We start from the raw sequence: 25,221 nt of genomic DNA on the forward strand, positions 1-25,221 counted from the left end.
AGGAGCCGCACATGAGTTGCCAAGCTGAAGTTATCGCATTCGTCCACTCCGCCGCCCGGATCGAGGCCCGCTTCGATGGGAGGCCTTTCGCCAAACTCGTGGCGCGGGAGAAGCACGGCCGACAGTGGAACGTCGTCACAGTCGAAGACGCGGTGCGCGCCGCCGCCATGGCCCTACGACCTGGCCAGCGCGTCCGCGTCGTCGGCGTCCCGAGCTTCCGTATCGACGACAGCTCTCATAGTCCGCGAATGAGGCTCGACCTTCGCGCCGACCGCATCGAGGTGCTCGAATGACCAAACCCTCGCCTCTCGTCCGCGACCTCACCGCGAGCCTCGCCTTCAGGCTCGCCGTCGTCGAGCGCGTCGTCGCCCATCTCCCAGATGACGCAGGCGCCGCGTTGATCGCCGCCCGATCGAGACAGTGCGCCCGCGAGATGCTCGCGACCTTCGACCGGCCGGACCCCGACACGATGCTCGAGTTGCAAAAGGCCGTCATGACCGTCGTCGAGGAGGAAATGAGATGACGCTTTCCGAACTCGCCCGCCGCGTCGAGAAGCTCCGCCCCTCGCATCGCGATCCTGAAAACTTCTTCATCGAGAGAGCCGAGATCGCATTCGCCCTGCGCCAGATCGCCAAAAACGACCCGCCCGTGCGCGAGACGAAGGCGACAGCTACGACGCTAGCTCCGAGGTGGAAAAACGCGCCAGCTGCCCCCTGTGGCCCGCAGAGAGGAAAGGCACGATGACCGCCGATGAACTTCGCACGCTGGCCCGCCAGCTTCTCACCCTCGCCGATCAGCTCGAAGCCGGCGGACCCGCTGCGCCCGCGACGGAAGACATATGGCTCTCCACACCAGAAGCCGCATCGCTTGTGGGCGCCTCTCGCTCAACCGTCATCCGATGGGCGCGACGGTTCAAATGCGGTCAGCAAACGTATACCGGCCAGTGGAGGTTTCATCGCACGCGGCTATTGGAAATCGCACTAAACGAGGCGCAGCGTGACGCAAATAACGCGAATGACGCAAATGACGCGGCTATTCACAATGTCGCCGAGCGGGCCTAGTTTTCGACTCAACCAAGAGGTGAGCCTGTGAATTTCTTGAACCCCTTCCGCACCGAGTCCGCCGAAGTCCGCGAGCCGGGCGGCGGAGCTAATCCAAACTTCGTGCTCGACCCTATCGACCGCTTACCTCCCGCCGCCGCCGACAAGCTCCGATCAATCCGGCGTGAGGCGTCCGACGCGCACGCGGTGTTGCGACCTTTGCAAGACGAGCTGGCCGAACTCCGCGAAAAGCGCCAGCGCTCTGAAGTGTGGATCGGCTCTTACATTAACGGGCGCCATGATGGTCGCGCACATCGCGAAGACGACCCCGCGATCGTCCGCGAACGCGAAAAAATCGCGAAACTGACAGCGGAAATCGATCGCTTGCAGGCCGCGTATGACGAGCGCGCGGCGAAATGGCGTCACCTCGCCGCCGTGCGCGAGACCCTCGAAAATTACATCAAGCGCCTGTCCGATCCGGTCGAGGCAGCTCCGCCTGTTGCGCCGACGCTCGCGAAAAACGAGACGCATCAGCAAGCCGTTGAGCGCGTGCGCAAGCAATTGGAAAAATTGCGCGAGGACGCGCAGGCGGTCGCCGACGCACCTATTCATTCGAGCGTCGCAAAACAGATGGCGCGGACAAAAATCGAAGCCCTCGCCGAGCGCGGCCGGCCGAACACGCTTATCTCGATCGAAGCTGGCCGACCGTTCGAATTTCCCACTGTCATCGCGGGCGGCGGCGCCGTCGCAGTCGAGGGGAAGATGGTCTCCCTGCCGTTTCATCGCGTCACAGACACTGAGTCGATGTTTTGCTGGCTGCACCGCGACTCGCTCATCTCCACGATCGAGCGCGAGATTGACGAAAATTCGGACGACGCCAGCGCATTGAGCGACGAGCAGCGCCAAAAGAAGCGCGGACAGATTGCCGCCGCCATTTTGCATGCCGAGCGCGACGAGGAATCGTTGATCGAAACCGCCGCCGATCAGGGCGTCGTCATCGCCCGCCGGCCGGACGCAGATCCTCGCGCGGTTTTGGGCCTCTCCGACGCCGCGCCGGCGCCGCGCAACTGATCACAATAGGAGATGAAAATGAGCAAACTTTACGACGGCGAAGAACTCGAACGTCAACGCGCACTCGGCCGCGCCGAGGGATTGCAGCAAGCGCACGACGACGGGTCATTTGACCAGGGCTTTCTCGACGGAAAATTGACGGGCCTCGCGGAGGGCCGCGAGGCCGGCTACGCCGAAGGCCTGGTGCTTGGGGCGCAGGAAGAGCGCGCCCGCCTAACCGCAATCTTGACGAGCGACGCCGCACGCGGACGAGATGCAGCGGCGCGGCACCTCGCCTTCGAGACGGAGATGAGCTCCGAACATGCCATCGGCGCCCTGCGCACGATGGTGTCGTCGTCTTCGATCGGGGCCCGCCAGGCCGGGGCTATTATCTCGCACGGACGCTAACAGAGGATTCGCCACGGACTTAGATCACCCGTGGCGAAGGCGGCGGCCGGGGCGCGCTCATCCCAGCCGCCGCCGAACAAGCATTGCCTTTGCCATTGCAAGCATATGCTGAGCCATTCCGCAACCAGCATCGGCTAAGTGATTGAAAAGATTGACTAAGGTTCCTTTTGCAGTGCAGCGAGGCGGACGCGGGCGGCGACCCCGATCGTTGATTATATTCGATTTTTTGATTTTTCCGGTTCCGTTCCGGTCTAGTCTATCGAAAAGGTCGATAAAACAATGGGGATTGCCCGATGACGACACGAAAAAGAGGGGCGACGGGACCGGCGGAACGGGCCATTCAGACGATCCATAGCCGCACGCTCGTCACAATTCGGAACGCCGCCGATTTGCTTGGCGTGACGGACAGGTGGGTGCGCCAGCTATGCACGGATGGCCGCGTGACAAAGGAGGGGCCCGGCGTTGTCCCGATCGGCGAAGTGATTGCCGCCTATACCGAGAATTTGAAGACCGAGTCGAAGAAGACGTCGAAATCTGAAGCGGCCGCCGAAGTCCAAAGAGCACGCGCCGAAGAAATCCGCCTCCGCGTCGCCATCAGACAAGGCGAGCTCATCCCTATGACGGAAATCGAGCCTGTCTTTTCCGACATCCTTGGCTCGCTTCGCTCCCGGCTGGCGGGCGTCCCGGCGGCGTGCACACGCGATCTGAACTTGCGAGAGACGATCGAGGCGCGGCTTGAAGAGGCTCTCGACGAAGCCCGAGCCGATTTTGAGCGGCGCGCGGACGAATTGGCGCCTTAGACCAGGTGAAAGGACACCCAATGGCTTCCCTCACAAGCTCCTTAACCGTCCGTCTCATTGACGATGTTTCAAAGCCCGCGCGCACCGTCTCCCAGGCGCTCAGGGACGCCGAGAAAGCGGCGGCGAATGTCGCGAAGGGAATGGGAAAGGCCGGATCAGACCCGTTCCGCCGCCAGCTCGCGAGCCTAAAATTGACTGGCGCCGAGCTGCGAGACGTGCGCCAGGAATGGTTGCTTTATGCGCGGGCGCAAAAGCAGGCGATGGGCGCGCAAGCGTGGTCGTCTAAGGGCCCCGCGATGATGCTCGCGAAGGAGAAGCAGATCCTCGCGGCGGCAAAGGCGTCCGTGCGCGAGCGGATAGCGTTGAACAAGGCCATCGCCGCATCTGCCACGCATGGCGTCGGCCGGTTCAGCGGTATCGGCGCGAAAGCGTCCGACTTTGCTTCATTCGCGCTTCCTGGTGCTGCGGGAATGATGGTCGGAATGGGAGGCGCGGCGGTTGCTGGCGCGGCGGTCGGCGGCGTCTCCACGGTCGCGATCAAAGAGGCGATCAGCCGCAACAAGGCGTTCGCGGAAATTCAGAAGAAGGTCACGCTCGACGCGGGCGATAGCTGGTCAACGCTCGACCGCAAGATCGCGAAGGTTTCGACCTCGATCGGCAAGTCATATCAGGACGTGGCCGCGATCTTCGCGCAGGGCGGGCAGTCGGGCGTTGCCTATAAGGATTTGGACGCCTTCGCCCTGCTTGGCGCGAAAGTATCGACCGCTTGGGACATTAGCGCCCGTGAGGCTGCGCAGATGCTGACCGAGGTGAGGGCGCAGACGGGCAAATCTATCGCAGACCTCGAAATCTTCGCCGACAAAGTGAACGGGCTTGGCGACGTGTCCGCCGCCGCAGAGCGTGACATCGGCGCCATGTCGCAGCGCGCCATGGCAGGCATGAAGGCGGCGGGCGTCGGCGAGAATGACGCCCTCGCGATGATGACCGCCCTCCGCGGCGTCGGGATGGAAACCGACGTGGCGGCGCGGTTTCTGACAGCGTTCACGTCGAAGCTTCGCACCGCGTCAACGCTCGGGAAAGGTGCGGCCGCTGCATTCAAGGAAATTGGACTGTCCGGCAAGCAAGTCGAAGAAGGAATGCAGACAAAGCCAATGGAGACGATGATTGATCTCCTTGAGCGCGTCGGAAAGGCGAAAAATTCCGTCGGAACCATGAAATCGCTGGTAGGCGCCGAATGGTGGGACGAAGCCACACGCATGCAGCAAGCGCTTCCCGAGATCATTCGCCTGCTCGATTATCTCGGCGGCGGAACGTGGCGCAAGTCGATGCAAGGCGCCATGGATATCGAAACCGGGACGACCGAAGCGAAGCTCGAAAAGCTGAAGCAGTCGCTTCTGGATATCGCCGCGCAGGCCGCGAAGCCGGTTGTTCTCCCGTGGCTCGACAGCATCGCGGACAAATGGGCGGCGGCTGCAAACCGAATGCGCGCGGCGACCGAAGAGAGCGAGAAGGCCCGCTCCCGCGCCACGCCTGTCGGCGAGTCCGTGGTTGACTTGGAGAAGCGGCTGAAGATCAATCAGCCGCCGGCGGCTCCCGAGCCGCCCCGTCCCGTGTTTCAGCAATTGCCGCAAATATCTGTCAAGGCGAAGGACTGGGCGAAGAGCAAGGACGCTGGCCCGATGGGCGTCGCCGGCGGCATAAGCGCGAGCAACCTTCCGGCGTTTCGCAAGATGCAGGGAATACCGATCACGCTCGACGCCAGCGCACTCGACGCTGCGAAAGCGCAATTGGAACTGCCTGGCACGAAGATCACGGCGCAGCCGCCGCGCCAGCCCGGCGGCTACACGCACGGCCTGCGACATGCGCCGGTTGACAAAACGGGCGAAAATTCGGCTGCGGTTGCGGAGCGACCCGCGCCTGCCGAAAAGCCCGCGCCGGCCGCGCCCACCGTGCGCCCGCTGAGCCTCCGGGCGAAGGATGTGGAGCGCGTTCCGCCGGCGGCGCCTGTCATTACTCCACAAGCGATCTTGCCACCAAAGCCCGCCCCGACGCTCGCCCCGCGCATGTTGCGCGAGGACGCGAAGGCGCGGCCGATCCCGGCGGCGCAAGCTCCTGCGGCGCAGGAGATGGTCGTCACTCCGAAAGTCGAGCCTGTCCCGCCGTTCACGCCGCAAGAGCTTCGCGTCACTCCCAAGGTCGAAGATATCCCGCCTATTCCTCCGCAGGAGATGGTCGTCACGCCCCGTGTAGATGTTGGGCCGCTCGACGCCTTCAAGGGATCGATTGAGGGGGCGTCCGATCGCTTCGCCGCACTCAACACGACAGTGACACCGCAAGTGGACGCATCGAGCGCAGAGGCGGCGAAGGGCGCAGCGGAAGGCGCGCGCACGGCGTTCGAGGGGCTGAACCTGTCCGTCGCGCCGCATGTCGATACGGGCAGCGTAGACGCGGGAATCGGCAAGGTTCAAACCTTACTCGGGCTCCTTCACCAGGTCGGCGCGGCGGCGTCGGGGGCGACGGGCAAGGTCAACGCTTTGAGCGCGGCGGCTGGCGCCGCGTCGGCGAAGATCGGCACCATTCGGGCCGAGCAAAATCGCAACTTCACGGCGTCGGCGCAGAAGGGCGAATAGGCAAAGTCCACTCCCCAATTTTGGGGAGTGAAAATCGTGGGGCCGCGACCTTCTTCGCCATCTGGACGCCGCGCCCGGAAGCGCCGACGACCTTCGCAGCCTGTTCGCTGGACTTGCCGTCCTTAGCTTGTCGCAGGTCTGCGACAAGCTTTTCTTGCCCTCGCCCGAATTGCTTTCCGGCTTCGACCTGCCTTTTCTTCGCGTCTTCGGCGAAGAGTTTTTCGAGATCGAGGGCGATGAGGGCAAGCTGGCGTTCATTCCGCCTTCTTCAGCCTCACGCCTGGCCCGCCGCCATTTTCGGCAATGAACTCGACCCCCGCCGCCTCAAGGGCGGCGCGGACCTTGTTCATTGCTTCTGCGCTAACGCCTTGGCCGACCGAAACGCCAGGCCGCACGCCCATAACTCGCTTCAACGTCTCAACCGAAACGCCAGCGCGCTCGGCCAATTCCGGCTGAGATAGGCTCAGCATGGCTATCGCTCCCCGAATTTGAGAAGGCGTTGGGCTCATCTTTTTGACACCATCCGGGTTGACAGATTTAGGTCTATCGCTTACACATTTAGGTATACCCGCTTAGGGCCATCCACACAACGCGGAAACCACCATTTCCGCGAACGGGAAAGGCTTGCTCAATGCCTTGGAAAGTCACAGCCGAACTTCTCTTCCTCGCCCCATTCGCCGCCTTGTGGCTGGCCTTTGTCGCCCATGAGGCGAGCAAGGCCGTTTCCGCGATCCGGGGAGGCCGCCGCCATGGCTGACCCGATCTTTGCGGCCATCGCCGAGTGGGAGCGCCTCGAAGCGCTTCACATTGAAGCAATCAATGCGGCGGACGCAATCGACGACGAAGACAGCGCCGAATTTGCCGCGGCGGAGGCGGTTCTCGAAGTTCGCCCGCAGACGGTCGCGGGGGCGCTGGCGCTCCTGCGCTTCATTGCGACGATCGAGCAGGACTACCTCGGCAATGAGTGGAAGAAGGGCGACGCCATTCGCGCCTGCGCCGATCTGATCGAGGCGGCGCCATGAGCCAGCGCCTATTTGTCGAACTGGACGGCAACCTCCGCCACCGCCTCGAAGCCGTGGTCGATATGCTGATTGACCTTCTCGACCAGTTGGACGGCGACCCAGACCTGGAAGACGACGACGCGGAGGAAGTCGCTTGACCGTTGACCCCGCAATTCTCGCGGCCGCCGCCGCCGAATATCACGAGCAACGCGGCGACCGGTCGCGCATCGTCGTCGGGCTTCCAGCCGCGCCACAAGTCGAACTGGTCCGCGCCGACGCAATCGAGCCCGAGCCCATTCGTTGGCTCTGGCCCGGCTGGATGGCGAAGGGCAAGCTGCACATCATCGGCGGCTCGCCCGGCGCCGGAAAGACGACCATCTGCCTGCGGATGGGGGCGACTGTTTCGAAGGGCGGCGCATGGCCCGACGGCTCACACGCGCCCATTGGCAACGTCGTCATCTGGTCCGGCGAGGATGACCCCGCCGACACTCTTGTTCCCCGCCTGATCGCCTCGGGCGCGGATATGCGGCGCATCTTCTTCGTCGGCGGCGTCTACAGCGGCGATATCGCCCGCGCCTTCGACCCTTCCCGCGACATTGGCCCCTTGCAGGCGGCGATCGAACGGGCGGGAGGCGCGGCGTTGATAATCGTGGACCCTATCGTGAACGCCGTGACCGGCGACAGCCACAAAAGCACGGAAACGAGGCGCGGGCTTCAGCCGCTCGTGGACCTTGCGGCGGCGACGGACGCGGCCCTGATCGGGGTGACGCATGTCGCGAAAGGCTCGGCGGGACGGGAGCCCCTGGAGCGCCTCTCCGGCTCGCTGGCCTTCGGCGCCGTGGCGCGAATTGTCCTGATGGCGGCGAAGAAGGCAGAGGACGACGGGCCAGCGCCGCGCATCGTCTGTCGCGTAAAATCGAACATCGGCCCCGACGGCAATGGCTTCACTTATGAAATCTGCCAGACGGGCATCGTCGGGCATCCGGGCGTCGAAACCTCCTATGTCGAATGGGGCGAGGCGGTGAAGGGAAGCCCGCGCGAGCTGCTTGGCGAGCCCGACGGCGACAAGGGGCGCGCCGAAAGCGACGCCGAGACGTTCCTGAAGGCGTTGCTTGCCGACGGGCCGATGGCGGCGAAGGACGTGAAGGAAGCCGCCGAGGCGAATGGGCTGGCGTGGCGGACAGTGAGGCGGGCGCAGAAGGCGCTTGGCGTGAAGGTGGCCCGCTCTGGATTCGGACCGGAAGGGCAATGGACGTGGAGCCTTCAACCATAGGTGGCCAAAGATGGCCACGCGAAAAACCTGGCCACCTATGGCCACCTATGAGCGAGACCACCAAAGATGGCCATAGGTGGCCAAAAAAAGAGATAGACGGCTTTGGCCACCTATGGGCCGGAGGCTCAACCAGAGGACAATAGACGATGACCATTCACGATAAGACCGTGCTCGAGCTGGCCGCGTTATTGTGGCGAATCCGGCTCGCCGGATGGGCACTTAAAGTCGGGACGCGCACCATATCCGCAGGCCGGGCGCTCGTGGCGCTCGGGGAGCGGCTCACCCCGAGGACGTGAGACATGGCGACGCCCGCTGGCGGATATGACCGGGCCGCGATCCTCCGCGACGCTCACAAGCGCTACAGGGACGGCAAGCGCCTCGGGCTCGGGTGGAGCTGGTCGCAATGCCTCTCGACAGCATGGGCGGCGGCAAAGCAACGGCGGGCCCTCGCCGAAGACGCGAAGAAAAGGCAGGGACAGCGGAATGACCTGAAGCCGCAGAACATTCGCGCAGACCTGCGCAAAAGTTCTGACCGCAGCAATCGTTCTGACGAACAGGCTGCGAAGGTCGTCGCCACCTGAGCGCCGGCCAGCTTGCCCTCATCGCGCTCGATCTCGAAAAACTCTTCGCCGAAGACGCGAAGAAAAGGCAGGGACAGCGGAATGACCTGAAGCCGCATAACATTCGGGCAGATCTGCCCAGAAGTTCAGAGGCGGACCGTCCACGCGAACAGGCTGCGAAGGTCGTCGGCGCTTCCGGGCGCGGCGTGAGTTGCCTTGCGGATTGCGGCTTGCCTGTTTAGGTTGAGCAAACGCCGGCGTCGTCCATTCGCCGGAACACGAGAGCCCCGCGACCACGGATGAACTGGCGCGGGGTTTTTTCTATCGAGGGCCTCGATATGATCGGCGTTCCCTTCCTCGATCTGAAGCACGGCCAGTGCAAGTTCGCCCTGGGGAGCATTGACGATCCGCCGGCGCTCTTCTGTGGCGAGGCTTCCGCCACGGGCTCGCCCTACTGCGCGGCGCATCATGCCATCTGCTATCCGCCCAGGGCGAAGAATGAGAGGGGCGGGCGCGGAGAGAAACATTTACCGCGAATTACCCCCGCGTGCTTCCCCCATGCTTCCCCGAAAAGGAAAGGGCTCGGCGGTTTTTCGCCAAGCCCTTGATTTTTATGGTGGGCGCGACAGGGATTGAACCTGTGACCCCTACGATGTCAACGTAGTGCTCTCCCGCTGAGCTACGCGCCCCAGAGCCGCTGAACGGCTCGAGCGCCCCGCATATACTGGCGATTCTGGCGGCGCGCAAGCGCCAACGGCGCTGGTCGTCGAAATTCCTGTTTTCCCGGGGCGATCGGCCGGAGTAGGGGCCCCCGCCGGCTCAATTGTTAGCGAATCGTAAAATTTCGGCCGACGGCGCGTGAAAGATTTGTGACGCGCGACGATTTCTCTCCTTGCGGGCCACGATGGTTGTGGCATGCTTGGCTATGCCCTCGCTCGACGAGAGGAGAGCTACAAAGGAGGTTTCGCATGTCCTTGCAAGGTCATATCGTCGAACTCCAACGCCGCCACGAGGCGCTCAAGAAGGAAATCGAGAAGGAACAGCTCCACCCCCACGCGGACGAAACCAAGATCCTGGAGCTGAAGCGGAAGAAGTTGCAGATAAAGGATGAACTGGCCAAATTGGCGGTCAGTGAAACGCGACACTGAAGCGATCACTGTATCATCCCGACGACCCACGAGGGTCAACGGCAGCCATGGGCGGAGAGCGATCTCCGCCTTATTTTTTGGCGCATAGCTTGCTCCTTGCTCGCGCCAGATCAAAGAGACCGCAGCCCCATGCCCGTGACCGACAGCTACCGCCCCGAGACCCTCCATGAAGGTCTCGGTGATCCCTTTTTCGACCGGGTAGAGGCGGCGCGCTTCCCGAAGCATATGCTGCGCTATCGCAACCAGCGCTGGGCGGCGCGCGTTGGGCTCGATGGGCTGACGGATGAGGAATGGATCGCCCATTTCGGGCGTTTCGAGCCCCTGCCCGACGGCCTGCGCCAGCCGCTCGCCTTGCGTTACCACGGCCATCAGTTCCGCGTTTACAACCCTGATCTCGGCGACGGCCGCGGCTTCCTCTTCGCTCAGTTGCGCGACGACGCGGACGGCCGCCTACTCGACCTTGGCACGAAAGGCAGCGGCCAGACGCCCTGGTCGCGGCGCGGCGATGGACGCCTGACGCTGAAGGGCGGCGTGCGCGAAATCCTCGCCACCGAAATGCTGGAGGCGCTCGGCGTCGACACCTCCAAGACCTTCAGCCTGATCGAGACCGGCGAAGCGCTCATGCGCGGCGACGAGCCCTCGCCGACGCGCTCCAGCGTGCTGGTGCGGCTGTCGCATTCGCATATCCGGATCGGCACCTTCCAGCGCCTCGCCTTCCATGAGGACAAGCCCGCGATCGATCGGTTGCTCGACCATGTCTGCCGGCATTATTTCCCCGCGCTGGCGGAGCTGCCCGGCCCCGCCAAGGCACTCGCCTTTCTGGGGCAAGTCGTCGCCCGGGTCGCCCGGCTCGGCGCGGGCTACATGTCGGCGGGTTTCGTCCATGGCGTGCTGAATTCGGACAATATCAACGTCACCGGCGAAAGCTTCGATTACGGGCCATGGCGCTTCGCGCCATCCTACGACCCGCAGTTCACGGCCGCCTATTTTGACGAAACCGGGCTCTATGCCTTTGGCCGGCAGCCCGGCGCGCTGGGGTGGAATCTCGCCCGACTTGCCGAATGTCTCCTGCATTTGACGGGGCTGGAGGCGGCCGAGAAGGCGCTGGACGTGTTTCCGGGCCTCATCCAGCAGGAGTTCCGCGCGGCGCTGCTGAGGCGGCTCGCGCTCGCGCCGGCGGGTGAGGAGGCCGACGCCCGGCTCGCCAAGGCTTTCGTGGATTTCCTCATCGCGACGCGGGCGCCCTTCGAGCAGACCTTCTTCGACTGGCGCGGCGGCCTCGCGAGCGTGGATCGGGCCAGGTCGAGCCCGTCGGCCTCCTTTTACGAGACGGCAGAATTCGCGCCCCTGCGCGCTGCTCTCGCCGAGCATGAGGCGACGCCGGCCGCGCGGCTCGACCACCCCTATTTCCGTCGCCCCGCGCCCTGCACGATGCTGATCGACGAAGTCGAGGCGATCTGGGCGCCCATCGCGGAGAGGGACGACTGGTCCGCGCTTCAGGCCAAGATCGCGGAAATCGCCCAGATGCGCGACGCCTATGAGGCGTGACAAGCTTCGCGACAGACGCGGCGCCATTTCCGCTTGAACGCGACTTGGGTGCGGCGCGATAATCGCACCGAGGAGAAATTCGATTCTCGCGCGCTGTGAAGCGCGATACGGATGCGGCGATGAACGATAATCCGAGCGACGCCGAGCAGAGCGCCATTCGCGCCGAGCTGGAGCGCCTGCGTCTCGAACATCACGACCTGGAAGCCGCCATCGACGCGCTGATCGCCGTCGGCGCGATAGATCAGTTGCAGATCCAGCGTCTCAAGAAACGCAAGCTGCTGTTGCGCGACCGCATCTCGGCGCTCGAAGACCAGCTGACCCCCGACATCATCGCCTGACGGCACACGGCTTGAAGCCCCCGGACCATAGGCCGATCCACCGTCCCAATTCGGGACAGAAGCGGATCGCCTTCGGTCAATTTCAGGGAGTCAGGCCATGCCCCGTCTCGGTCTTTCGATCAGCGAATCTTTCGACGCGCGCCGCAAGGTCAGCAAACCGGATCGTTTCGGACGCCGGGTGCGCCACGTAAACGGCGTCTACCATGTCGGCGAGAAGCCGGAGCGGCCCTTGTTCGGCCCGCTCTTCCTCAAGCTCGCCTTCGCGCTCTCGATCATCGCCATGCTGGCGATGTCGCTGGCCATGTGGCGACTGTTCCACTTCCCGCACTGAACCTACTTCGGCAGAAAGCCGAGGGCGCGGAGCAGGAACGGCATCGTCAGGCCCTGCACGACGATGGAGAAGGCGACGACGCCGAATGTGACGACCACGATCGTGTCGCGCATCGGCAGCGTCGCCGGCAGCGATAGCGCGAGCGCCAAAGCGAGGGCGCCGCGCAACCCGCCCCACCACAGAACATGCTGCTCGGCGAAGGTCACCTTCCAGCGCGAGGGAAGGAAAAGCGCGCTGAGCGGATAAACGGTCAGCGCGCGTCCGGCGAGCGTGATGCCTATGATCGCGAAAATGAGCGGCAGCCCGAATGATTCGAAGGGAGTTGTCGCCACATCGAGGCCGATCATCAGAAACACCGCCGAATTGGCGACGAAGGCCGCGAACTCCCAGAAGCCATGCACGAATTCGCGGCCCTTGAGGCTGAGATAGCCGCCCTCTCCCTCGCGCAGCAGGCCGAGATTGCCCATCATCAGACCCGCCGTCACCGTCGCCAGCACGCCCGAAAAATGGAAATGTTCGGCAAGGAGGAAGGAACCGAAGGCCGCGATGGTCGTCAGCGCCGCCTCGATCAAATGCTCCGATGTGCGGAAGGAGGCAATTATTGCGGCCCCGCCGCAGAGGGCCCCGACGGCGACGCCGCCGAATACGATCTTCAACAGCGTCAGGAGAGTGTCGCCCGCGCCCTGCCCGGCCGAACCCTCCGCCCAGGCCAGCGCCATGACGAACAGCACCGCCGCCGCGCCGTCGTTCAACAGGCTTTCGCTCTCGACGAGAAGCCGCAGCCGGCCCTTCAGCCCATTGTCCTTGAACATTGCGATGATCGCGACGGGGTCCGTCGCCGCGATCAATGCGCCGAAAACCATAGCGGACGGCAGCGGCCAGCCGAGTAGCGTCACCGTCGCCGTCGTCACGAAAGCGGCCGAAACCACGGTGCCGACGCCGGCCAGAGCCAGCAGCGGCAGGGAGTCGCGCAGCAATTCGCGCCACGAAAGCGTCAGCGCCGCCTCGAAGAGAAGCGGCGGAAGGATCAGGTCATAGATCAGGTCGTGCGTCAGATGCGGGCCGACGTCCGGCGCGGTCATGGCAATGACGGCGCCGACGATAACCAGTCCCACCGTGTAAGGCAGCCGCACCTGCCGCGCGGCGATGGCGACGATCATCGCAACCGCGAGGATGGCGACCCCCTGCCTCAGTTGTTCGTCCATGTCGGTAGTTCGCTCCTGCGGCGTTTCCGGTTCGGTCCATGGCGCGGCTGCATGGGAAAATAGACGCGCCGGCGGCAGTTTCCCGCCCTTGCTTATGCGCGGGCCATCGTCTATGCCGCATGGCTTCCTTATATCCGAGCATGAACGGAAGCAAAGTGGCGAAGCCGAAGACGCCAGTCGCTGTCATCATGGGGTCGCAGTCCGACTGGGCGACCATGCGCCATGCAGTCGAGACGCTCGAAACGCTCGAGGTCGCCTGCGAGGCGCGCATCGTCTCCGCCCACCGCACGCCGGACCGACTCGTCGCTTTCGCCAAGGGCGCCGAGGGCGAGGGCTTTCAGGTCGTGATCGCCGGCGCCGGCGGCGCGGCCCATCTGCCGGGCATGACCGCCTCCATGACCCACCTGCCCGTTCTCGGCGTGCCGATCGAATCCGCAGCGATGAAGGGCATGGACTCGCTTCTCTCCATCGTGCAGATGCCCGGCGGCGTTCCGGTCGGGACGCTAGCCATCGGCAAGGCCGGCGCGATCAACGCCGCAATCCTCGCGGCGTCGATTCTCGCTCTCACCGACAAGACTCTGGCCAAACGGCTGGCCGCGTTCCGCGCAAAGCAGACGGAAAGCGTGGCGCTCACGCCGCGCGACGAGGTTTGACCATGCTGAAGCCCGGTTCGACGATTGGCATACTCGGCGGTGGCCAGCTCGCCCGCATGCTGGCGCTCGCCGGCGCGCGACTGGGCCTCAAGAGCCATGTGTTTTCGCCCGTCGACGATGACCCCGCTTTCGACGTCTGCTCGGCGCATACGCGGGCGGACTTCCTGGACGAGGCGGCGCTCGCCGCCTTCGCCGAGGCCGTCGACGTTGTGACCTATGAATTCGAGAATGTGCCTGCGCGAACGGCCGAGGTTCTCGAAGCGCGCCGTCCGGTCCGGCCGAATCCCAAGGTTCTGGCGCTGACGCAGGACCGTCTCGTTGAAAAAGATTTCGTGCAGGGGCTTGGTATTCCCACCGCAGGATTCGCAGATGTGCTCGACGCCGAAGGTCTGGCGCGGGCGGTGGAGCGCCTTGGTCGCCCGTCGATCCTGAAGACCCGCCGTTTCGGCTACGACGGCAAGGGCCAGACGCAAATAAGGGAGGGCGCCGATCTCGCGGAGGCCTTCCGCTCGCTGGGCGGCGTTCCCTGTATTCTCGAGAGCTTCGTGCCCTTCACCAAGGAAGTGTCGGTCGTCGCCGCGCGTGGTCTCGATGGGGAGTTTCGCGCCTACGACGTCTGCGAGAACGTGCATGAGCATCACATTCTCGCGACCACCACCGCGCCGGCGGCGATCGGCCCCGAGACAGCCGAAGCGGCGGTCGACGTCGCCCGACGGATCGCAGAGGCGGCCGAATATGTCGGCGTCATCGCCGTTGAAATGTTCGTCGTCGAGGACGAGGGCCGCGAGACGCTCGTCGTCAACGAGATTGCGCCGCGCGTGCACAACTCCGGCCACTGGACGGTCGACGGCGCCGTGACCTCGCAATTCGAGCAGCATATGCGAGCCGTCGCCGGCATGCCGTTGGGCTCGACGCGCCGTCATGGACAAAAGGTCGTCATGCGCAACCTGATCGGCGCCGACGCCGACAAATGGGCGAACATTCTCGCCGAAGACGGCGCCTGTCTGCATCTCTACGGCAAGAAGGAGACGCGCGCCGGCCGCAAGATGGGCCATGTGACGCGCGTGGTTTCCCGAGACTGATCCAACAAACAAAGCCTTGACTGGCTCCATTGAGTTGTTCGGGGACTTCGCGTTAGAAATTCGAATCAAAGGCGATGCGCGTCAGGCGCCAAGCTGGAGGTTCCATGACAAACGCGCCCATCCGCGCAGTCTCCGCCGGATTGCTCATCGCGGTTCTCATGACTGCGCCCAAGGCGATCGCCGCCGAGGAAGACTTCCGCGTGTGGGAGAATATCACCGCCATAACCAATCTCGGCTCGCTCGACCCGAAGCTGGACAAGTGGCGCTGGTGGCTGGAGGGACAGGGCCGCTTCCGCGACGACGCCGGCGCGCTCGACCAGAGCCTTGCGCGCACCGCCATCGGTTATCAGCTCACCGACCGCGCGAGCATATGGCTCGGTTATGCGCATGTGGGGAATTATCCGCGCCCACAGGCGCGCATCCAGCATGAGCACCGCATCTGGCAGCAGTTGCTCCTGACCGACAAGCCGTCATTCGGCGATCTCATGAGCCGCACGCGCCTCGAACAGCGCTTCATCCAGAATGTCGATCCGGTCGAGTGGCGGCTGCGCGAATTTGTCCGCTTCTCCCGACCGATCGTGGAAGGCTCAGCTTTCAGCTTCGTCATTTGGGACGAGGTCTTCGTGCGGCTGAATTCGACGACGCCGGGAACGCGCTTCGGCTTCGACCAGAATCGCGCCTTCGCGGGGATCGGCTATACCTTCAGCAAGCAGGCGCGCGTGGAGGTGGGCTATATAAATCAGCTTATCCAGCTGCGCACCGTGACGCGCAGGGCGCAGGGCTTCAACGAGCGGATGAATCACATCCTCTCGGTGAGCATGTTCCTGAATCTGTAAGGCTACGGCGGCAGCGCGGCGAAAAAAGCCGCGCTGCGTGATTTTCGTTTACGCGAATTCCATGATTACCGCGTCGACAGCGAGGCTGTCGCCGGGCTTCGCCAGGATCTTCTTGATCGTCACGTCGCGCTCGGCGCGCAGCACGTTCTCCATCTTCATGGCCTCGACCATGCAGAGCGGCTCGCCGGCCTTGAGCTCCTGTCCCTCTACGACGTCGATCGTCTTCACGAGGCCGGGCATCGGGCACAGCAGATGCTTTGTCGCGCCGGAGTCCTTTTTCTTCGGCATGAGAGCTACAAGCTCGGCCTCGCGCTGCGTATAGACGCGCGCGGCGACGCTGACGCCCTGATGCGACAGCTCATAACCGTTGAGGATCGGCCGCGCCTGCACATAGACGGTGAGGCCGTCGACGTCGCCCTTGAACACGGGCTGGCCCGGCCGCCAGTGCGACGAGACGCGATGCGCGCGCTGGTCGCCCTCCGCGAAGCGCACGACGAGCGCTTCGCCCTGCTCCTCGATCGAGACGTCGAAGCGGCTCTCGCCAAGGAGGCAGACGCGCTCGCGCGCAAATTCAACCGGCCTGCCCGAGCGCAATTGTCCGCTGATCTGGCGCTTGCGCTCATTGCCGATGTGATCCATGAGCGTGGCGACGGCGGCGAGCGTTTGGGCCAGATCGCCCTTCGGCTCGGGCGGCGTGAAGCCGTCCGGAAATTCCTCGGCGATGAAACCCGTGGAGAGCTTGCCCGTCCGCCAGCGCTCGATCTGCATGAGCGTGGACAGGAACGGAATGTTGTGGCGGATGCCCTCGATCAGGAAGCGGTCGAGCGCGTCGGCCTGCGCCTCGATGGCGCGCAGGCGCTCCGGCGCATGGGTGACGAGCTTGGCGATCATCGGATCGTAATGGATCGAGATTTCGCGGCCCTCGGTCACGCCCGTGTCGTTGCGCACGGTGACTCCGTTCTCGCGCTTCTCCTCCGGCGGGCGGTATTTGGTGAGGCGACCGATCGACGGCAGGAAGTTGCGCGACGGGTCTTCGGCGTAAATGCGGCTCTCGACCGCCCAGCCGTTGATCTTCACCTGATCCTGCGTGAGCTGCAGCGGCTCGCCAGCGGCGACGCGGATCATCTGCTCCACAAGGTCGATGCCGGTGATCAGCTCCGTCACCGGATGCTCGACCTGCAGGCGCGTGTTCATCTCCAGGAAGTAGAAGCTCTTGTCCTGCCCGGCGACGAACTCGACCGTTCCGGCCGAATCATAGTCGACGGCCTTGGCCAGCGCGATGGCCTGCGCGCCCATTTCGGCGCGGGTCTTCTCGTCGAGCAGCGGCGACGGGGCTTCCTCGATCACCTTCTGGTTACGGCGCTGGATGGAGCATTCGCGTTCGTTCAGATGGATGACGTTGCCGTGCTTGTCGCCGAGAACCTGAATCTCGATGTGGCGCGGATTGACGATGAACTTCTCGATGAAGACGCGATCGTCGCCGAACGACGACGCGGCCTCCGAACGCGCGCGCGTGAAACCTTCAGCGACTTCGTCGGCCTTGTAGGCGATGCGCATGCCTTTGCCGCCGCCGCCGGCGGAGGCCTTCAGCATGACGGGATAGCCGATCTCGTCGGCGATCCGGATCGCCTCCTGCGCATCCTCGATCACGCCGAGATAGCCCGGCACGACATTGACCTTGGCCGCCGAGGCGAATTTCTTCGATTCGATCTTGTCGCCCATCGCCTCGATGGCGCGCGGGTTCGGGCCGATGAAGACGATATTGGCGTCGGCGAGCGCCTTTGCGAAAGCCGCGCGTTCGGAGAGGAAGCCATAGCCCGGATGGACGGCCTCGGCGCCGGTTTCTTTACAGGCGGCGACAATCTTGTCGATCAGCAGATAGGACTGGGCGGCAGGCGGCGGACCAAGATGGATCGCCTCATCCGCCATTTCGACATGGAGCGCGTCGGCGTCGGCGTCCGAGTAGACGGCGACGGTGGCGATCCCCATTTTCTTGGCGGTCTTGATGATGCGGCAGGCGATTTCACCGCGATTGGCGATCAGAATTTTGCGAAACATGCGCGCCCCAATTCCTCAAGCATATGGCGCTGCGGTTCTTCTTGACGAGAACGCCGCCGGCGCCAGCTCCCTTCTTTCAACCCTGCCGCATCTTCTCCGCCGGAACGTGATCCGCTCCGGCGGAAAATGCCTTACTTCGCCTCGGTCTCGTCCTCGGCGCGCTTCTCCTGCACGCTGTCGATGATGCCGAAGGACTTGGCCTCTTCCGCCGACATGAAGTGGTCGCGGTCGAGCGTGCGCTCGATCGTGTCGTAATCCTTGCCAGTGTGACGGACATAGATGTCGTTCAGGCGCTTCTTGACCTTCAGAATGTCTTCCGCGTGGCGCTGGATGTCCGAGGCCTGACCCTGGAAGCCGCCCGACGGCTGGTGCAGCATCACGCGGGCATTGGGCAGCGCGTAACGCAGGCCGTCCGCGCCGGCGCAGAGCAGAAGCGAGCCCATCGACGCGGCCTGTCCGACGCAGAGCGTCGAGACCTTCGGCTTGATGAACTGCATCGTGTCGTAGATGGCGAGGCCGGAGGTCACCACGCCGCCCGGCGAGTTGATGTAGAGCGAAATTTCCTTCTTCGGATTTTCCGATTCGAGGAAAAGCAGCTGGGCGATGATGACCGAGGCCATGTGGTCCTCGATCGGGCCGGTCACGAAGATGATGCGCTCGCGCAGCAGGCGCGAGTAGATGTCGAACCCGCGCTCGCCGCGCGAGGTATTCTCGATGACCTGCGGAATAAGATACTGGCTGTAGACCTCGATCGGATCACGCATCGTGTCGCCTTCCTTGGCCGCTTGCGGCCATGCGGCGGAGCGCGTGGGAGCCGCCCTCCGCCGATGAAATCACCGTTCCGTCATATTCCGCGCTGCGGCAAGACGCAAACGAAGCTTACGCTTCTTCCTCTTCCGCAAAGAGTTCGTCGCGCGTCACCGTCTTGTCGGTGATCTTGATGAGCTTGGCGATGTGATCGACGACCCGCTCCTCGTAGATCGGCGCGCGCAGCTGAGCCAGCGCCTGCTCATTGTTGCGGTAGAAATCCCACACCTGCTTTTCCTGACCCGGGAACATGCGGGCGCGCTCGACGAGCGCCTCGGTGAGGTCCTTGTCCTCGACCTTCACGCCCGCGTTCTGGCCGATTTCCGCCAGAACCAGGCCGAGGCGCACGCGGCGTTCGGCGATCTTGCGGAACTCGGCCCGGGTCTCTTCCTCTGTCTTGCCTTCCTCGGCGAGCGGGCGGCCGGCGCGCTTGCTTTCCTGCTCGTGCTGGCCCCAGATGTTGTTGAACTCGTGCTCGACCAGCGTCTCCGGCAGCTCGAAGGAGTAGCGGCCGTCGAGAGCGTCGAGCAGCGCGCGCTTCATCTTGTCGCGCGAGGCCTTGTCGAAGTCGGCTTCGAGATTGCCGCGCACGGCCGTCTGCATCGCCTCGAGCGATTCGAAGCCGTATTTCTTGGCGAGCTCCTCGTCGAGGCCGAGCGCCTTCGGCGCGGCGACGGACTTCACGGTCACGTCAAATTCGGCGTCCTTGCCGGCGAGATGCTTGGCGGAATAGTCCTCCGGGAACTTCACCTTTACGAGACGCTGTTCGCCAGCGGCCGCGCCCTCGAGCTGCTCCTCGAAGCCCGGAATGAAAGTAGCCGAACCCAGCACGATGTCGACGTCGCCGCCCGTGCCGCCCTCGAAGGGCACGCCGTCGAGCTTGCCGGTGAAGTCGATCGTGAGCTTGTCGCCCTTCTCGGCCTTGGCGCCCTCTTCCCGCGCCTCGAACTCCTGCGCCCGCTCAGCCAACGATTTCAACGCCTTCTCGATATCCTCGTCGCTGACCTGCGCGACCGGGCGCTCTAGCGAAATGTCGTCGAAGGAGCCGATCTCGATCGTCGGCAGCGTCTCGAAGGTCACGACGAAGGAGAGGTCGCCCTCGGCCTCGAGCGCGCGCTCGACCTCCTCCTGACCGCCGGGGAAATCGAGCTTCGGCTCGACGGCGATTCGCAGCTGATGATCCTCGACGATCTTGCGGTTGGCCTCGTTGACGGCCTCCTGCAGCACGTCGCCCATGATGCTCTTGCCGTAGAGCTTCTTGAGATGGCCGATCGGCGCCTTGCCGGGTCGGAAGCCCTTGATCTGAGCCTTGGCCTGAACCTCGGCGAGCTGCGCGCCGAGCTTGGCGGCGAGATCGGCCGCCGGCAGCACGACCTTGAATTCCTGCTTCAAACCCTGCGAGGAGGTTTGCGTAACTTGCATGTCGATCGCCTTCTACAACTTCAAAACCGCCGGCAAGCGCGCGGCGGTGCTAGAGAAATGTCCGCAAAACTGCGGCATCTGGTGCGGGCGGAGGGAGTCGAACCCCCACGACTTTCGTCACCGGAACCTAAATCCGGCGCGTCTACCAGTTCCGCCACGCCCGCGACAGGCGGCCCCTTGCCGGGCCCGCCGCGAAACCCTTAGCCCGCTGGCGCGGGCGCCGCTCTATAGCATGGTCGGCGCGGGATGCTCGGAAAAAATTGCGCGTTGGGGGCCTGGGTGGCGCCATCGACCAGAATGGCGCGTCCCGTCGCAGGCTGACGCGGAAAAGGGCGGCTCCGCGAGCCGCCCTCCTCCTGCAAATCCTTTGCTGGAATCAGTGACCGCCGCCGGTCGGACCAGCAGCCGGGGGAGCCACGCCCGCTCCCGGAGCCTTGCTTACACTCGCCGGAGCGAAGCCCGGCGTCGCGCTGGCGCAGTTCGGATTGCTCGAGCCAGAGTAACGGCCGTAAGCCAGAACGAAGTCGTGCTCTGGATTCGGGTTGCCGGCAAAATGAGCGATGGTGACGTAATACCAGCCCCGCTGCGGCGCGATGAACGCCACCCTCGGGCGAAGGCCGCTGAAATCATCGTTGCGCCACACGGTGCCGTTCGGGCCAACCACCACCATCTCATCATCGGCGCCGGAGCCGAACATCGCGGTTTCGTCCAGCCGCAGACACTCGCCCCGATTTGCGAAAACCGCGCCCTCCCATCGCGCCGTCGACGCGCCGACGGCGTTCATCACCGTTCCGCCGAACACCACGGAGCTGCAATTGAGCCCGGTGCAGGTCGAGACGGAGGTGTCCCATATCTCATACCCCGCCTGTCCGGCCGTCGGCGCCATCATTGAAATGCAAAGACCAGCAGTAGCGACAATGAATTTTTTCATAGCTTTACCCTCTCGCAAATCGCTCATCGGTCATTGGTTGAGCGATGCTCGTGACGAGGCGAACCCATTCGACACGGAGGAGAAGCAGAGTTTTCATCGGCCAACACATCCGTGATCAAAAGAAATAAAGGCAAAGGCAGCGCCCGACCCTTAATTCGAGGGCTCGCGTCACAGGAGTATAAATGTGTACAAACGGCTTTGGTTCCATGATTTTGTAAATTTTTTCAAAATTTTAGCTTTGCAATTCAGATAATTTAATGGCTATGCTTTCGTCTTCACCTATGACAATTACAAATCTACAGCTGCGCTTGACGTCCTCCGGATCGGCGGCGCAAATCGCCCACGCGCCGGAAGCCGAACGACGTTGCCGGCAAAGATAAAGGGCGGCTCTGCGAGCCGCCCTCTGCCGAAAACCGCACTTCGATTAGCACAAAAGCTATCGTGCGGTAGGCGACCCGCCCGGCGCGGACTGGCCCGCTGCATTTGGCGCTTTGTTCGGCGCCGCCGGCGCGAATCCCGGAGTCGGGCTTGCGCAATTCGGATTGCCAGTCCCGATGTAGCGCCCGTAGGCCAGGTAAAAATCATGCTCCGGCGCTGGAGCTCCGTTGAACCGGGCGATGGTCACATAATACCAGCCCCGCAGCGGCGCGATGAACGCCACCCTCGGGCGCAGGCCAGTGAAATCATCGTTTCGCCAAACGGTTCCATTGGGTCCGACCACGACGATTTCGTCATCGGCTCCCGTGCCGAACATCGCGATTTCATCCAGCCGGAGGCACTCACCCCGATTTGCGTAAACCGCCGCCTCCCATCTCGCTGTCGATAGTCCCACCGAATTCAAAACAGTGCCGCCCATCACAATCGAGCTACAGTTCAGGCCAGTGCAACTGGAAACCGAGGGATCGAAAATTTCGTAGCCTGCCTGGCTCGTCGTGGGCGCAAACATGGAAATGCAAAAGCCTGCGCTGGCCATAATCAGCATTTTTTTCATAGCCTTACCCTCTCGCATTACGCTCGGTCGGTCAGGTTGAGCGATGCCTGTGACTGAGAAGTCCCGACGCCGAAGCACTGCAAAGCTATTATTTGCGCTTCCCGTCAGACGTCAGAGGAAATGAAGGCAGAGCCAAAGCTCATTACCCCAAATCATGAACTTCCATCACGCTCAATTAACTGTAGACATTCAACTAAGTTCCGATGCGTAAATATTTTTTAAATAAATACTACTGAAACTTGACATTTTGATCATGATTGTTGCCAAGCTTACATTTATTTCTTGATAAGTATTAGCCTGAATGATTGCTAGGAACACGCCAGGGGCGGACAGGCGCAGATTTTGAACAGGGGCGAGAAGCGACCTTGAGTCGACAACCACGGCTGCACGTCGGAGCACGGTCGAGAGGCCGCGCTGAAACCGCGAACGGTTGCCCCCTTCCCGCGACTGAGCCATAGGGGGAATCGCCGCCGCCCCGCGCGGTCCAACGCGGAGCGCCGCCCATGCCCTCGCCTTCCCGCCGCGCCTTTCTCACCGGCGTCGCCGCAAGCCTCGTGACCTTGCCCGCCCGCGCCGAGACGCCCGCCGGTCCCCGCGTGCTGGAGGCGCGGGCCGGGACGGCGAAGATCGCCGCAACGGGCGAGACGGACATTCTCGGGTTCGACGGCGTCACGCCCGGCCCCCTGCTGCGCTTCAGGCAGGGCGATGAACTCGCCGTTCGCCTCGTCAACAAGCTCGACCTGCCCGCGAGCGTTCACTGGCACGGCATGCGCGGCGACAACGCCATGGACGGCGTCGCGCCGCTGACGCAGCCCGCCGTTGCTCCGGGCGACTCTTTCGATTACCGCCGCAAGCTGCCCGACCACGGACTCTTCTGCTACCGTCCGAGCGTCTACGGAAAGACGCCCGAGTTGATGGGCCGCGGGCTCAAGGGCCTGATGCTCGTCGACGAGCCCGCGCCCCTTTCCGCCGACGCGGACCTGCTGCTCGTCCTCGACGACTGGCGGCTCGACGCGCAGGGCAAGATCAGCGGCGCTTTCGACGACGACGCCGAAGCGCGCGGCGCCGGTCGCACCGGTCCCCTCCTTGCCGTCAACGGCAAGGCGGCTCCCGCGACGCATGACTTCGCGCCGGGGGCGCGCGTCCGCCTGCGCCTCGCGAATCTCGCAAATGCGCGGATCATGATCCTGACCTTCGATGGGGTGAAACCCTTCGTCATCGCCATCGACAGCCAGCCCTGCGACGCGTTCGAGCCCGTTCGACGCAGCATCCCCGTCGCGCCCGGCGCCCGTTTCGAGCTGATGTTCGACATGCCGGAGACCGAGGGCGCCAAGGCGCGCGTCATCCTGCGTGGGCCGGACGGAGCCGACAGCGACCTTCTTATCGCTACGGCGAAAGGCGCCAGAACGGAGAAGCGCCCGCCCATCGCGGCGGCGCCGCAGAACCCGTCGCTGCCGCCGGAGATCAAGCTCGCAAACGCCAGGAAGGTCGATCTCGTCATCGCGCCGCGCAAGGAGCAGTCCGGCGCCGGATGGACCATCAACGGCGCCGTGACCAAAGGCTATGAAGGCGCCCCGCTCTTTCGGGTCCCCGCCGGAACGCCGGTGACGCTCGGTTTCGTCAACAAATCACAAAACCCGCTCGCGATGCATGTCCATGGCCAATGCATGCGCCTGCTGCACGACCTCGACGACGGGTGGGAGCCCTATTGGCGCAATGGGGTCATCGTGCCCGCGGGCAAGACCAAGCATGTCGCTTTCATCCCGGACAGCCCCGGAAAATGGGCGATTCACGACGATATTCTCGAACACGAAGCCGCCGGCCTCGCGAGCTGGTTCCAGGCTGACTAGAGTGAAATTGCGCCATCGTCCCCAATAAAAATTCATCCTGTTGAAATATTGGGGAGATTTTTGCCTTTTTTTCAGCATTATGAGGCACTGTCGATTCAGTGAGCGCCAGAGTTTCAACCAGCGGTTTAGGTTTTCGCGAAATAGGTCAACTGTTGACAGCAGTCGCCTAAAATCGCCGACCGGACGAATACATGCGCATCTACATTGCCGCCCGCCGATGTCCGACAGCCTCCGCGCCTGACGCCGATGGCGAAAGCGCTCGGCTCATTTCCCGCTCGTCGCGCCCTTCCGCGGAATCCCGGCGATGACAGGGATCGTCTTTCGAGGCCCCAAGGACCCCGCCGAATTTCCGCGCTGGCGGTTCGAGACGCTGGATATCGACTACCAGCCGGAAACCCGGTCGATCTGGATGAGCTACCGCGCCGACGCGCCGCATTGCTACACGCTCACGATGCTCGTCGAACTTCTGCAACTGCGCGACTCGCTGCGCGCGCTGCACCAGAGCGGAGCCACGAGCCGTTATCCGTTCCGCTATCTCGTCATGGCGTCGAAACGACCGGGCGTCTTCTCCCTCGGCGGCGACCTCGCAACCTTCGCTGCGGCGATCCGGCGGAATGATTTGTCGACGCTCGTGACCTATGCGCACGCCTGCGTCGACCTCGTCTACAGCTATTCCCAAAGCCTCGACCTGCCGATCGTCACGCTTTGCGCCGTACACGGTCAATGCCTCGGCGGCGCGCTCGAAGCCGCCCTCGCCTTCGATTTCATCATCGCCGAGGAAGACGCGGTCTTCGGACTCCCGGAGGTGATGTTCAATACATTCCCCGGGATGGGAGCGGTGACGATGCTCACGCGCCGCGTCGGTCCTGCGCTGATGCAGCAGATCATCATGGAGGGGCGGACCTACACGGGTCGTCAGATGCATGAGCTCGACGTCATCGACGCGCTCTCGCCGACGGGCCGCGTGAAGGACGCGGCCGTGGAGTGGATGCGCGAGGACGGAGATAAACGCTGGCGTCGTCGACGCGCCATCGCCGAGGCGCGACGACGCTGCAACCCCGTGACGCACGACGAACTCATCCGGATCACGGAGCTCTGGGCGGAATGCTCGGCGCGCATTGACGACCGCGACCTGCGCCACATGGACCGTCTGGTCCGCGCGCAGCGCCGGCTGTCCGGAGCAGCGGCCGAGATTGGCCACCGGACGTCCGGGCAGTCTCTCGAAAAGACCTGTTCGGAGTGACGGCGCGACAAATGGA

31 protein-coding genes and 2 tRNA genes are annotated in these 25,221 nt (G+C 63.7%); 24 read left to right on the forward strand and 9 right to left on the reverse strand.

Features of this window, described 5'->3' with window-relative positions; translation table 11 throughout:
• Window positions 1-11 precede the first annotated feature (11 nt).
• The 8 genes from MET49242_RS08475 (at window position 12) to MET49242_RS08510 (ending at window position 5,928) form a co-directional block, all read left to right on the forward strand.
• A complete protein-coding gene (locus MET49242_RS08475) occupies window positions 12-293 on the forward strand; it encodes a hypothetical protein (protein ID WP_036282329.1) in 282 nt (93 codons plus the stop codon).
• Window positions 290-523, forward strand: coding sequence for a hypothetical protein (locus tag MET49242_RS08480; RefSeq protein WP_036282330.1), 234 nt, complete (start codon window positions 290-292; stop codon window positions 521-523). Before MET49242_RS08475 ends, MET49242_RS08480 begins: the two co-directional genes overlap by 4 nt.
• The gene (locus MET49242_RS08485; RefSeq protein WP_036280797.1) at window positions 520-744 is read left to right on the forward strand and encodes a hypothetical protein; all 225 of its coding nucleotides are present in this window, start codon (window positions 520-522) and stop codon (window positions 742-744) included. Before MET49242_RS08480 ends, MET49242_RS08485 begins: the two co-directional genes overlap by 4 nt.
• Window positions 741-1,061 (forward strand): helix-turn-helix domain-containing protein, encoded by a 321-nt coding sequence (locus MET49242_RS08490; protein WP_036280799.1) that lies wholly within the window; start codon window positions 741-743, stop codon window positions 1,059-1,061. Before MET49242_RS08485 ends, MET49242_RS08490 begins: the two co-directional genes overlap by 4 nt.
• A 27-nt stretch (window positions 1,062-1,088) precedes the next feature.
• Window positions 1,089-2,111 carry a hypothetical protein gene (locus MET49242_RS08495; RefSeq protein WP_036282332.1) on the forward strand — a complete coding sequence of 341 codons (1,023 nt, stop codon included), beginning with the start codon at window positions 1,089-1,091 and terminating at the stop codon, window positions 2,109-2,111.
• A gap of 18 nt (window positions 2,112-2,129) precedes the next feature.
• Window positions 2,130-2,498, forward strand: a complete 369-nt coding sequence (locus MET49242_RS08500; protein WP_144259527.1) for a hypothetical protein — start codon at window positions 2,130-2,132, stop codon at window positions 2,496-2,498.
• A gap of 293 nt (window positions 2,499-2,791) precedes the next feature.
• Window positions 2,792-3,298, forward strand: a complete 507-nt coding sequence (locus tag MET49242_RS08505; protein ID WP_036282335.1) for a hypothetical protein — start codon at window positions 2,792-2,794, stop codon at window positions 3,296-3,298.
• Between the two features lie 20 nt (window positions 3,299-3,318).
• Entirely contained in the window at window positions 3,319-5,928 is a 2,610-nt protein-coding gene (locus MET49242_RS08510) for a phage tail tape measure protein (RefSeq protein WP_036282337.1), read from the forward strand.
• A gap of 254 nt (window positions 5,929-6,182) precedes the next feature.
• Here MET49242_RS08510 and MET49242_RS24055 read toward each other — a convergent pair whose 3' ends face one another.
• Window positions 6,183-6,398, reverse strand: a complete 216-nt coding sequence (locus MET49242_RS24055; RefSeq protein ID WP_244430767.1) for an XRE family transcriptional regulator — start codon at window positions 6,396-6,398, stop codon at window positions 6,183-6,185.
• 161 nt (window positions 6,399-6,559) lie between these two features.
• On the opposite strand from MET49242_RS24055, the gene MET49242_RS26360 reads away from it, so the two are divergent.
• The 7 genes from MET49242_RS26360 to MET49242_RS26575 all read left to right on the forward strand — a co-directional run bounded on the left by MET49242_RS26360 (window position 6,560) and on the right by MET49242_RS26575 (window position 9,370).
• The gene (locus MET49242_RS26360; RefSeq protein ID WP_256378579.1) at window positions 6,560-6,685 is read left to right on the forward strand and encodes a hypothetical protein; all 126 of its coding nucleotides are present in this window, start codon (window positions 6,560-6,562) and stop codon (window positions 6,683-6,685) included.
• Window positions 6,678-6,950: a hypothetical protein gene (locus MET49242_RS08520; protein WP_036282340.1), complete on the forward strand. Its 273-nt coding sequence runs from the start codon at window positions 6,678-6,680 to the stop codon at window positions 6,948-6,950. The genes MET49242_RS26360 and MET49242_RS08520 overlap by 8 nt, the downstream gene beginning before the upstream one ends.
• On the forward strand, window positions 6,947-7,087 hold the full coding sequence (locus MET49242_RS25745; protein WP_192815587.1) for a hypothetical protein: 141 nt from the start codon (window positions 6,947-6,949) through the stop codon (window positions 7,085-7,087). Before MET49242_RS08520 ends, MET49242_RS25745 begins: the two co-directional genes overlap by 4 nt.
• Complete coding sequence (locus MET49242_RS08525) at window positions 7,084-8,202, forward strand: AAA family ATPase (protein ID WP_084678943.1); 1,119 nt, start codon at window positions 7,084-7,086, stop codon at window positions 8,200-8,202. The genes MET49242_RS25745 and MET49242_RS08525 overlap by 4 nt, the downstream gene beginning before the upstream one ends.
• A 146-nt stretch (window positions 8,203-8,348) precedes the next feature.
• A complete protein-coding gene (locus MET49242_RS25510; RefSeq protein ID WP_158497251.1) occupies window positions 8,349-8,498 on the forward strand; it encodes a hypothetical protein in 150 nt (49 codons plus the stop codon).
• A 3-nt stretch (window positions 8,499-8,501) separates the two neighbouring features.
• Window positions 8,502-8,783: a hypothetical protein gene (locus tag MET49242_RS08530; RefSeq protein ID WP_036282342.1), complete on the forward strand. Its 282-nt coding sequence runs from the start codon at window positions 8,502-8,504 to the stop codon at window positions 8,781-8,783.
• A gap of 317 nt (window positions 8,784-9,100) precedes the next feature.
• The gene (locus tag MET49242_RS26575; protein WP_158497273.1) at window positions 9,101-9,370 is read left to right on the forward strand and encodes a GcrA family cell cycle regulator; all 270 of its coding nucleotides are present in this window, start codon (window positions 9,101-9,103) and stop codon (window positions 9,368-9,370) included.
• Window positions 9,371-9,376: 6 nt separating this feature from the next.
• Here the strand turns inward: MET49242_RS26575 and MET49242_RS08540 are convergent.
• Window positions 9,377-9,451, reverse strand: a tRNA-Val gene (locus MET49242_RS08540).
• Between the two features lie 279 nt (window positions 9,452-9,730).
• On the opposite strand from MET49242_RS08540, the gene MET49242_RS08545 reads away from it, so the two are divergent.
• From MET49242_RS08545 to MET49242_RS08560, 4 genes are all read left to right on the forward strand, one after another.
• A complete protein-coding gene (locus MET49242_RS08545; RefSeq protein ID WP_036282345.1) occupies window positions 9,731-9,910 on the forward strand; it encodes a YdcH family protein in 180 nt (59 codons plus the stop codon).
• Window positions 9,911-10,039: 129 nt separating this feature from the next.
• Window positions 10,040-11,458 carry a protein adenylyltransferase SelO gene (locus MET49242_RS08550; protein WP_036282347.1) on the forward strand — a complete coding sequence of 473 codons (1,419 nt, stop codon included), beginning with the start codon at window positions 10,040-10,042 and terminating at the stop codon, window positions 11,456-11,458.
• 119 nt (window positions 11,459-11,577) lie between these two features.
• Complete coding sequence (locus MET49242_RS08555; RefSeq protein ID WP_036287403.1) at window positions 11,578-11,796, forward strand: YdcH family protein; 219 nt, start codon at window positions 11,578-11,580, stop codon at window positions 11,794-11,796.
• A 97-nt stretch (window positions 11,797-11,893) separates the two neighbouring features.
• A complete protein-coding gene (locus tag MET49242_RS08560; RefSeq protein ID WP_036282348.1) occupies window positions 11,894-12,127 on the forward strand; it encodes a hypothetical protein in 234 nt (77 codons plus the stop codon).
• Window positions 12,128-12,129: 2 nt separating this feature from the next.
• On the opposite strand, the gene MET49242_RS08565 is transcribed toward MET49242_RS08560, so the two are convergent.
• Window positions 12,130-13,332, reverse strand: coding sequence for a sodium:proton antiporter (locus tag MET49242_RS08565; RefSeq protein ID WP_036282349.1), 1,203 nt, complete (start codon window positions 13,330-13,332; stop codon window positions 12,130-12,132).
• Between the two features lie 188 nt (window positions 13,333-13,520).
• On the opposite strand from MET49242_RS08565, the gene purE reads away from it, so the two are divergent.
• The 3 genes from purE to MET49242_RS08580 all read left to right on the forward strand — a co-directional run bounded on the left by purE (window position 13,521) and on the right by MET49242_RS08580 (window position 15,903).
• Window positions 13,521-13,985, forward strand: a complete 465-nt coding sequence (gene purE / locus MET49242_RS08570) for a 5-(carboxyamino)imidazole ribonucleotide mutase (protein ID WP_036287406.1) — start codon at window positions 13,521-13,523, stop codon at window positions 13,983-13,985.
• Window positions 13,986-13,987: 2 nt separating this feature from the next.
• The gene (locus MET49242_RS08575) at window positions 13,988-15,067 is read left to right on the forward strand and encodes a 5-(carboxyamino)imidazole ribonucleotide synthase (RefSeq protein WP_036282350.1); all 1,080 of its coding nucleotides are present in this window, start codon (window positions 13,988-13,990) and stop codon (window positions 15,065-15,067) included.
• Window positions 15,068-15,171: 104 nt separating this feature from the next.
• Window positions 15,172-15,903: a DUF2490 domain-containing protein gene (locus MET49242_RS08580; protein WP_036282351.1), complete on the forward strand. Its 732-nt coding sequence runs from the start codon at window positions 15,172-15,174 to the stop codon at window positions 15,901-15,903.
• Window positions 15,904-15,951: 48 nt separating this feature from the next.
• Here MET49242_RS08580 and MET49242_RS08585 read toward each other — a convergent pair whose 3' ends face one another.
• From MET49242_RS08585 to MET49242_RS08610, 6 genes are all read right to left on the reverse strand, one after another.
• Window positions 15,952-17,961 carry an acetyl/propionyl/methylcrotonyl-CoA carboxylase subunit alpha gene (locus tag MET49242_RS08585; RefSeq protein WP_036282352.1) on the reverse strand — a complete coding sequence of 670 codons (2,010 nt, stop codon included), beginning with the start codon at window positions 17,959-17,961 and terminating at the stop codon, window positions 15,952-15,954.
• 131 nt (window positions 17,962-18,092) lie between these two features.
• Window positions 18,093-18,725 carry an ATP-dependent Clp protease proteolytic subunit gene (locus MET49242_RS08590; protein ID WP_036282353.1) on the reverse strand — a complete coding sequence of 211 codons (633 nt, stop codon included), beginning with the start codon at window positions 18,723-18,725 and terminating at the stop codon, window positions 18,093-18,095.
• A 115-nt stretch (window positions 18,726-18,840) separates the two neighbouring features.
• Window positions 18,841-20,190, reverse strand: coding sequence for a trigger factor (tig, locus tag MET49242_RS08595; RefSeq protein ID WP_036282355.1), 1,350 nt, complete (start codon window positions 20,188-20,190; stop codon window positions 18,841-18,843).
• A gap of 79 nt (window positions 20,191-20,269) precedes the next feature.
• Window positions 20,270-20,354, reverse strand: a tRNA-Leu gene (locus MET49242_RS08600).
• Between the two features lie 212 nt (window positions 20,355-20,566).
• Window positions 20,567-21,121, reverse strand: a complete 555-nt coding sequence (locus tag MET49242_RS08605; protein ID WP_144259528.1) for a hypothetical protein — start codon at window positions 21,119-21,121, stop codon at window positions 20,567-20,569.
• 436 nt (window positions 21,122-21,557) lie between these two features.
• Window positions 21,558-22,112: a hypothetical protein gene (locus MET49242_RS08610; RefSeq protein ID WP_036282360.1), complete on the reverse strand. Its 555-nt coding sequence runs from the start codon at window positions 22,110-22,112 to the stop codon at window positions 21,558-21,560.
• Between the two features lie 503 nt (window positions 22,113-22,615).
• Here MET49242_RS08610 and MET49242_RS08615 point away from each other — a divergent pair.
• Complete coding sequence (locus tag MET49242_RS08615) at window positions 22,616-23,962, forward strand: multicopper oxidase family protein (RefSeq protein ID WP_036282369.1); 1,347 nt, start codon at window positions 22,616-22,618, stop codon at window positions 23,960-23,962.
• Window positions 23,963-24,266: 304 nt separating this feature from the next.
• Window positions 24,267-25,205: a crotonase/enoyl-CoA hydratase family protein gene (locus MET49242_RS08620; RefSeq protein WP_051134082.1), complete on the forward strand. Its 939-nt coding sequence runs from the start codon at window positions 24,267-24,269 to the stop codon at window positions 25,203-25,205.
• Window positions 25,206-25,221: the final 16 nt, after the last annotated feature.

This window comes from Methylocystis sp. ATCC 49242 (assembly GCF_000188155.2).
Classification (GTDB): Bacteria; Pseudomonadota; Alphaproteobacteria; order Rhizobiales; family Beijerinckiaceae; genus Methylocystis.

Bases quoted from the DNA above. Each gene is read 5' to 3' on its own strand.
- MET49242_RS08475 (WP_036282329.1), top strand. From the start codon at position 12: ATGAGTTGCCAAGCTGAAGTTATCGCATTCGTCCACTCCGCCGCCCGG.
- MET49242_RS08480 (WP_036282330.1), top strand. From the start codon at position 290: ATGACCAAACCCTCGCCTCTCGTCCGCGACCTCACCGCGAGCCTCGCC.
- MET49242_RS08485 (WP_036280797.1), top strand. From the start codon at position 520: ATGACGCTTTCCGAACTCGCCCGCCGCGTCGAGAAGCTCCGCCCCTCG.
- MET49242_RS08490 (WP_036280799.1), top strand. From the start codon at position 741: ATGACCGCCGATGAACTTCGCACGCTGGCCCGCCAGCTTCTCACCCTC.
- MET49242_RS08500 (WP_144259527.1), top strand. From the start codon at position 2,130: ATGAGCAAACTTTACGACGGCGAAGAACTCGAACGTCAACGCGCACTC.
- MET49242_RS08505 (WP_036282335.1), top strand. From the start codon at position 2,792: ATGACGACACGAAAAAGAGGGGCGACGGGACCGGCGGAACGGGCCATT.
- MET49242_RS08510 (WP_036282337.1), top strand. From the start codon at position 3,319: ATGGCTTCCCTCACAAGCTCCTTAACCGTCCGTCTCATTGACGATGTT.
- MET49242_RS24055 (WP_244430767.1), bottom strand. From the start codon at position 6,398: ATGCTGAGCCTATCTCAGCCGGAATTGGCCGAGCGCGCTGGCGTTTCG.
- MET49242_RS26360 (WP_256378579.1), top strand. From the start codon at position 6,560: ATGCCTTGGAAAGTCACAGCCGAACTTCTCTTCCTCGCCCCATTCGCC.
- MET49242_RS08520 (WP_036282340.1), top strand. From the start codon at position 6,678: ATGGCTGACCCGATCTTTGCGGCCATCGCCGAGTGGGAGCGCCTCGAA.
- MET49242_RS25745 (WP_192815587.1), top strand. From the start codon at position 6,947: ATGAGCCAGCGCCTATTTGTCGAACTGGACGGCAACCTCCGCCACCGC.
- MET49242_RS25510 (WP_158497251.1), top strand. From the start codon at position 8,349: ATGACCATTCACGATAAGACCGTGCTCGAGCTGGCCGCGTTATTGTGG.
- MET49242_RS08530 (WP_036282342.1), top strand. From the start codon at position 8,502: ATGGCGACGCCCGCTGGCGGATATGACCGGGCCGCGATCCTCCGCGAC.
- MET49242_RS26575 (WP_158497273.1), top strand. From the start codon at position 9,101: ATGATCGGCGTTCCCTTCCTCGATCTGAAGCACGGCCAGTGCAAGTTC.
- MET49242_RS08545 (WP_036282345.1), top strand. From the start codon at position 9,731: ATGTCCTTGCAAGGTCATATCGTCGAACTCCAACGCCGCCACGAGGCG.
- MET49242_RS08550 (WP_036282347.1), top strand. From the start codon at position 10,040: ATGCCCGTGACCGACAGCTACCGCCCCGAGACCCTCCATGAAGGTCTC.
- MET49242_RS08555 (WP_036287403.1), top strand. From the start codon at position 11,578: ATGAACGATAATCCGAGCGACGCCGAGCAGAGCGCCATTCGCGCCGAG.
- MET49242_RS08560 (WP_036282348.1), top strand. From the start codon at position 11,894: ATGCCCCGTCTCGGTCTTTCGATCAGCGAATCTTTCGACGCGCGCCGC.
- MET49242_RS08565 (WP_036282349.1), bottom strand. From the start codon at position 13,332: ATGGACGAACAACTGAGGCAGGGGGTCGCCATCCTCGCGGTTGCGATG.
- purE (WP_036287406.1), top strand. From the start codon at position 13,521: ATGGGGTCGCAGTCCGACTGGGCGACCATGCGCCATGCAGTCGAGACG.
- MET49242_RS08575 (WP_036282350.1), top strand. From the start codon at position 13,988: ATGCTGAAGCCCGGTTCGACGATTGGCATACTCGGCGGTGGCCAGCTC.
- MET49242_RS08580 (WP_036282351.1), top strand. From the start codon at position 15,172: ATGACAAACGCGCCCATCCGCGCAGTCTCCGCCGGATTGCTCATCGCG.
- MET49242_RS08585 (WP_036282352.1), bottom strand. From the start codon at position 17,961: ATGTTTCGCAAAATTCTGATCGCCAATCGCGGTGAAATCGCCTGCCGC.
- MET49242_RS08590 (WP_036282353.1), bottom strand. From the start codon at position 18,725: ATGCGTGATCCGATCGAGGTCTACAGCCAGTATCTTATTCCGCAGGTC.
- tig (WP_036282355.1), bottom strand. From the start codon at position 20,190: ATGCAAGTTACGCAAACCTCCTCGCAGGGTTTGAAGCAGGAATTCAAG.
- MET49242_RS08605 (WP_144259528.1), bottom strand. From the start codon at position 21,121: ATGAAAAAATTCATTGTCGCTACTGCTGGTCTTTGCATTTCAATGATG.
- MET49242_RS08610 (WP_036282360.1), bottom strand. From the start codon at position 22,112: ATGAAAAAAATGCTGATTATGGCCAGCGCAGGCTTTTGCATTTCCATG.
- MET49242_RS08615 (WP_036282369.1), top strand. From the start codon at position 22,616: ATGCCCTCGCCTTCCCGCCGCGCCTTTCTCACCGGCGTCGCCGCAAGC.
- MET49242_RS08620 (WP_051134082.1), top strand. From the start codon at position 24,267: ATGACAGGGATCGTCTTTCGAGGCCCCAAGGACCCCGCCGAATTTCCG.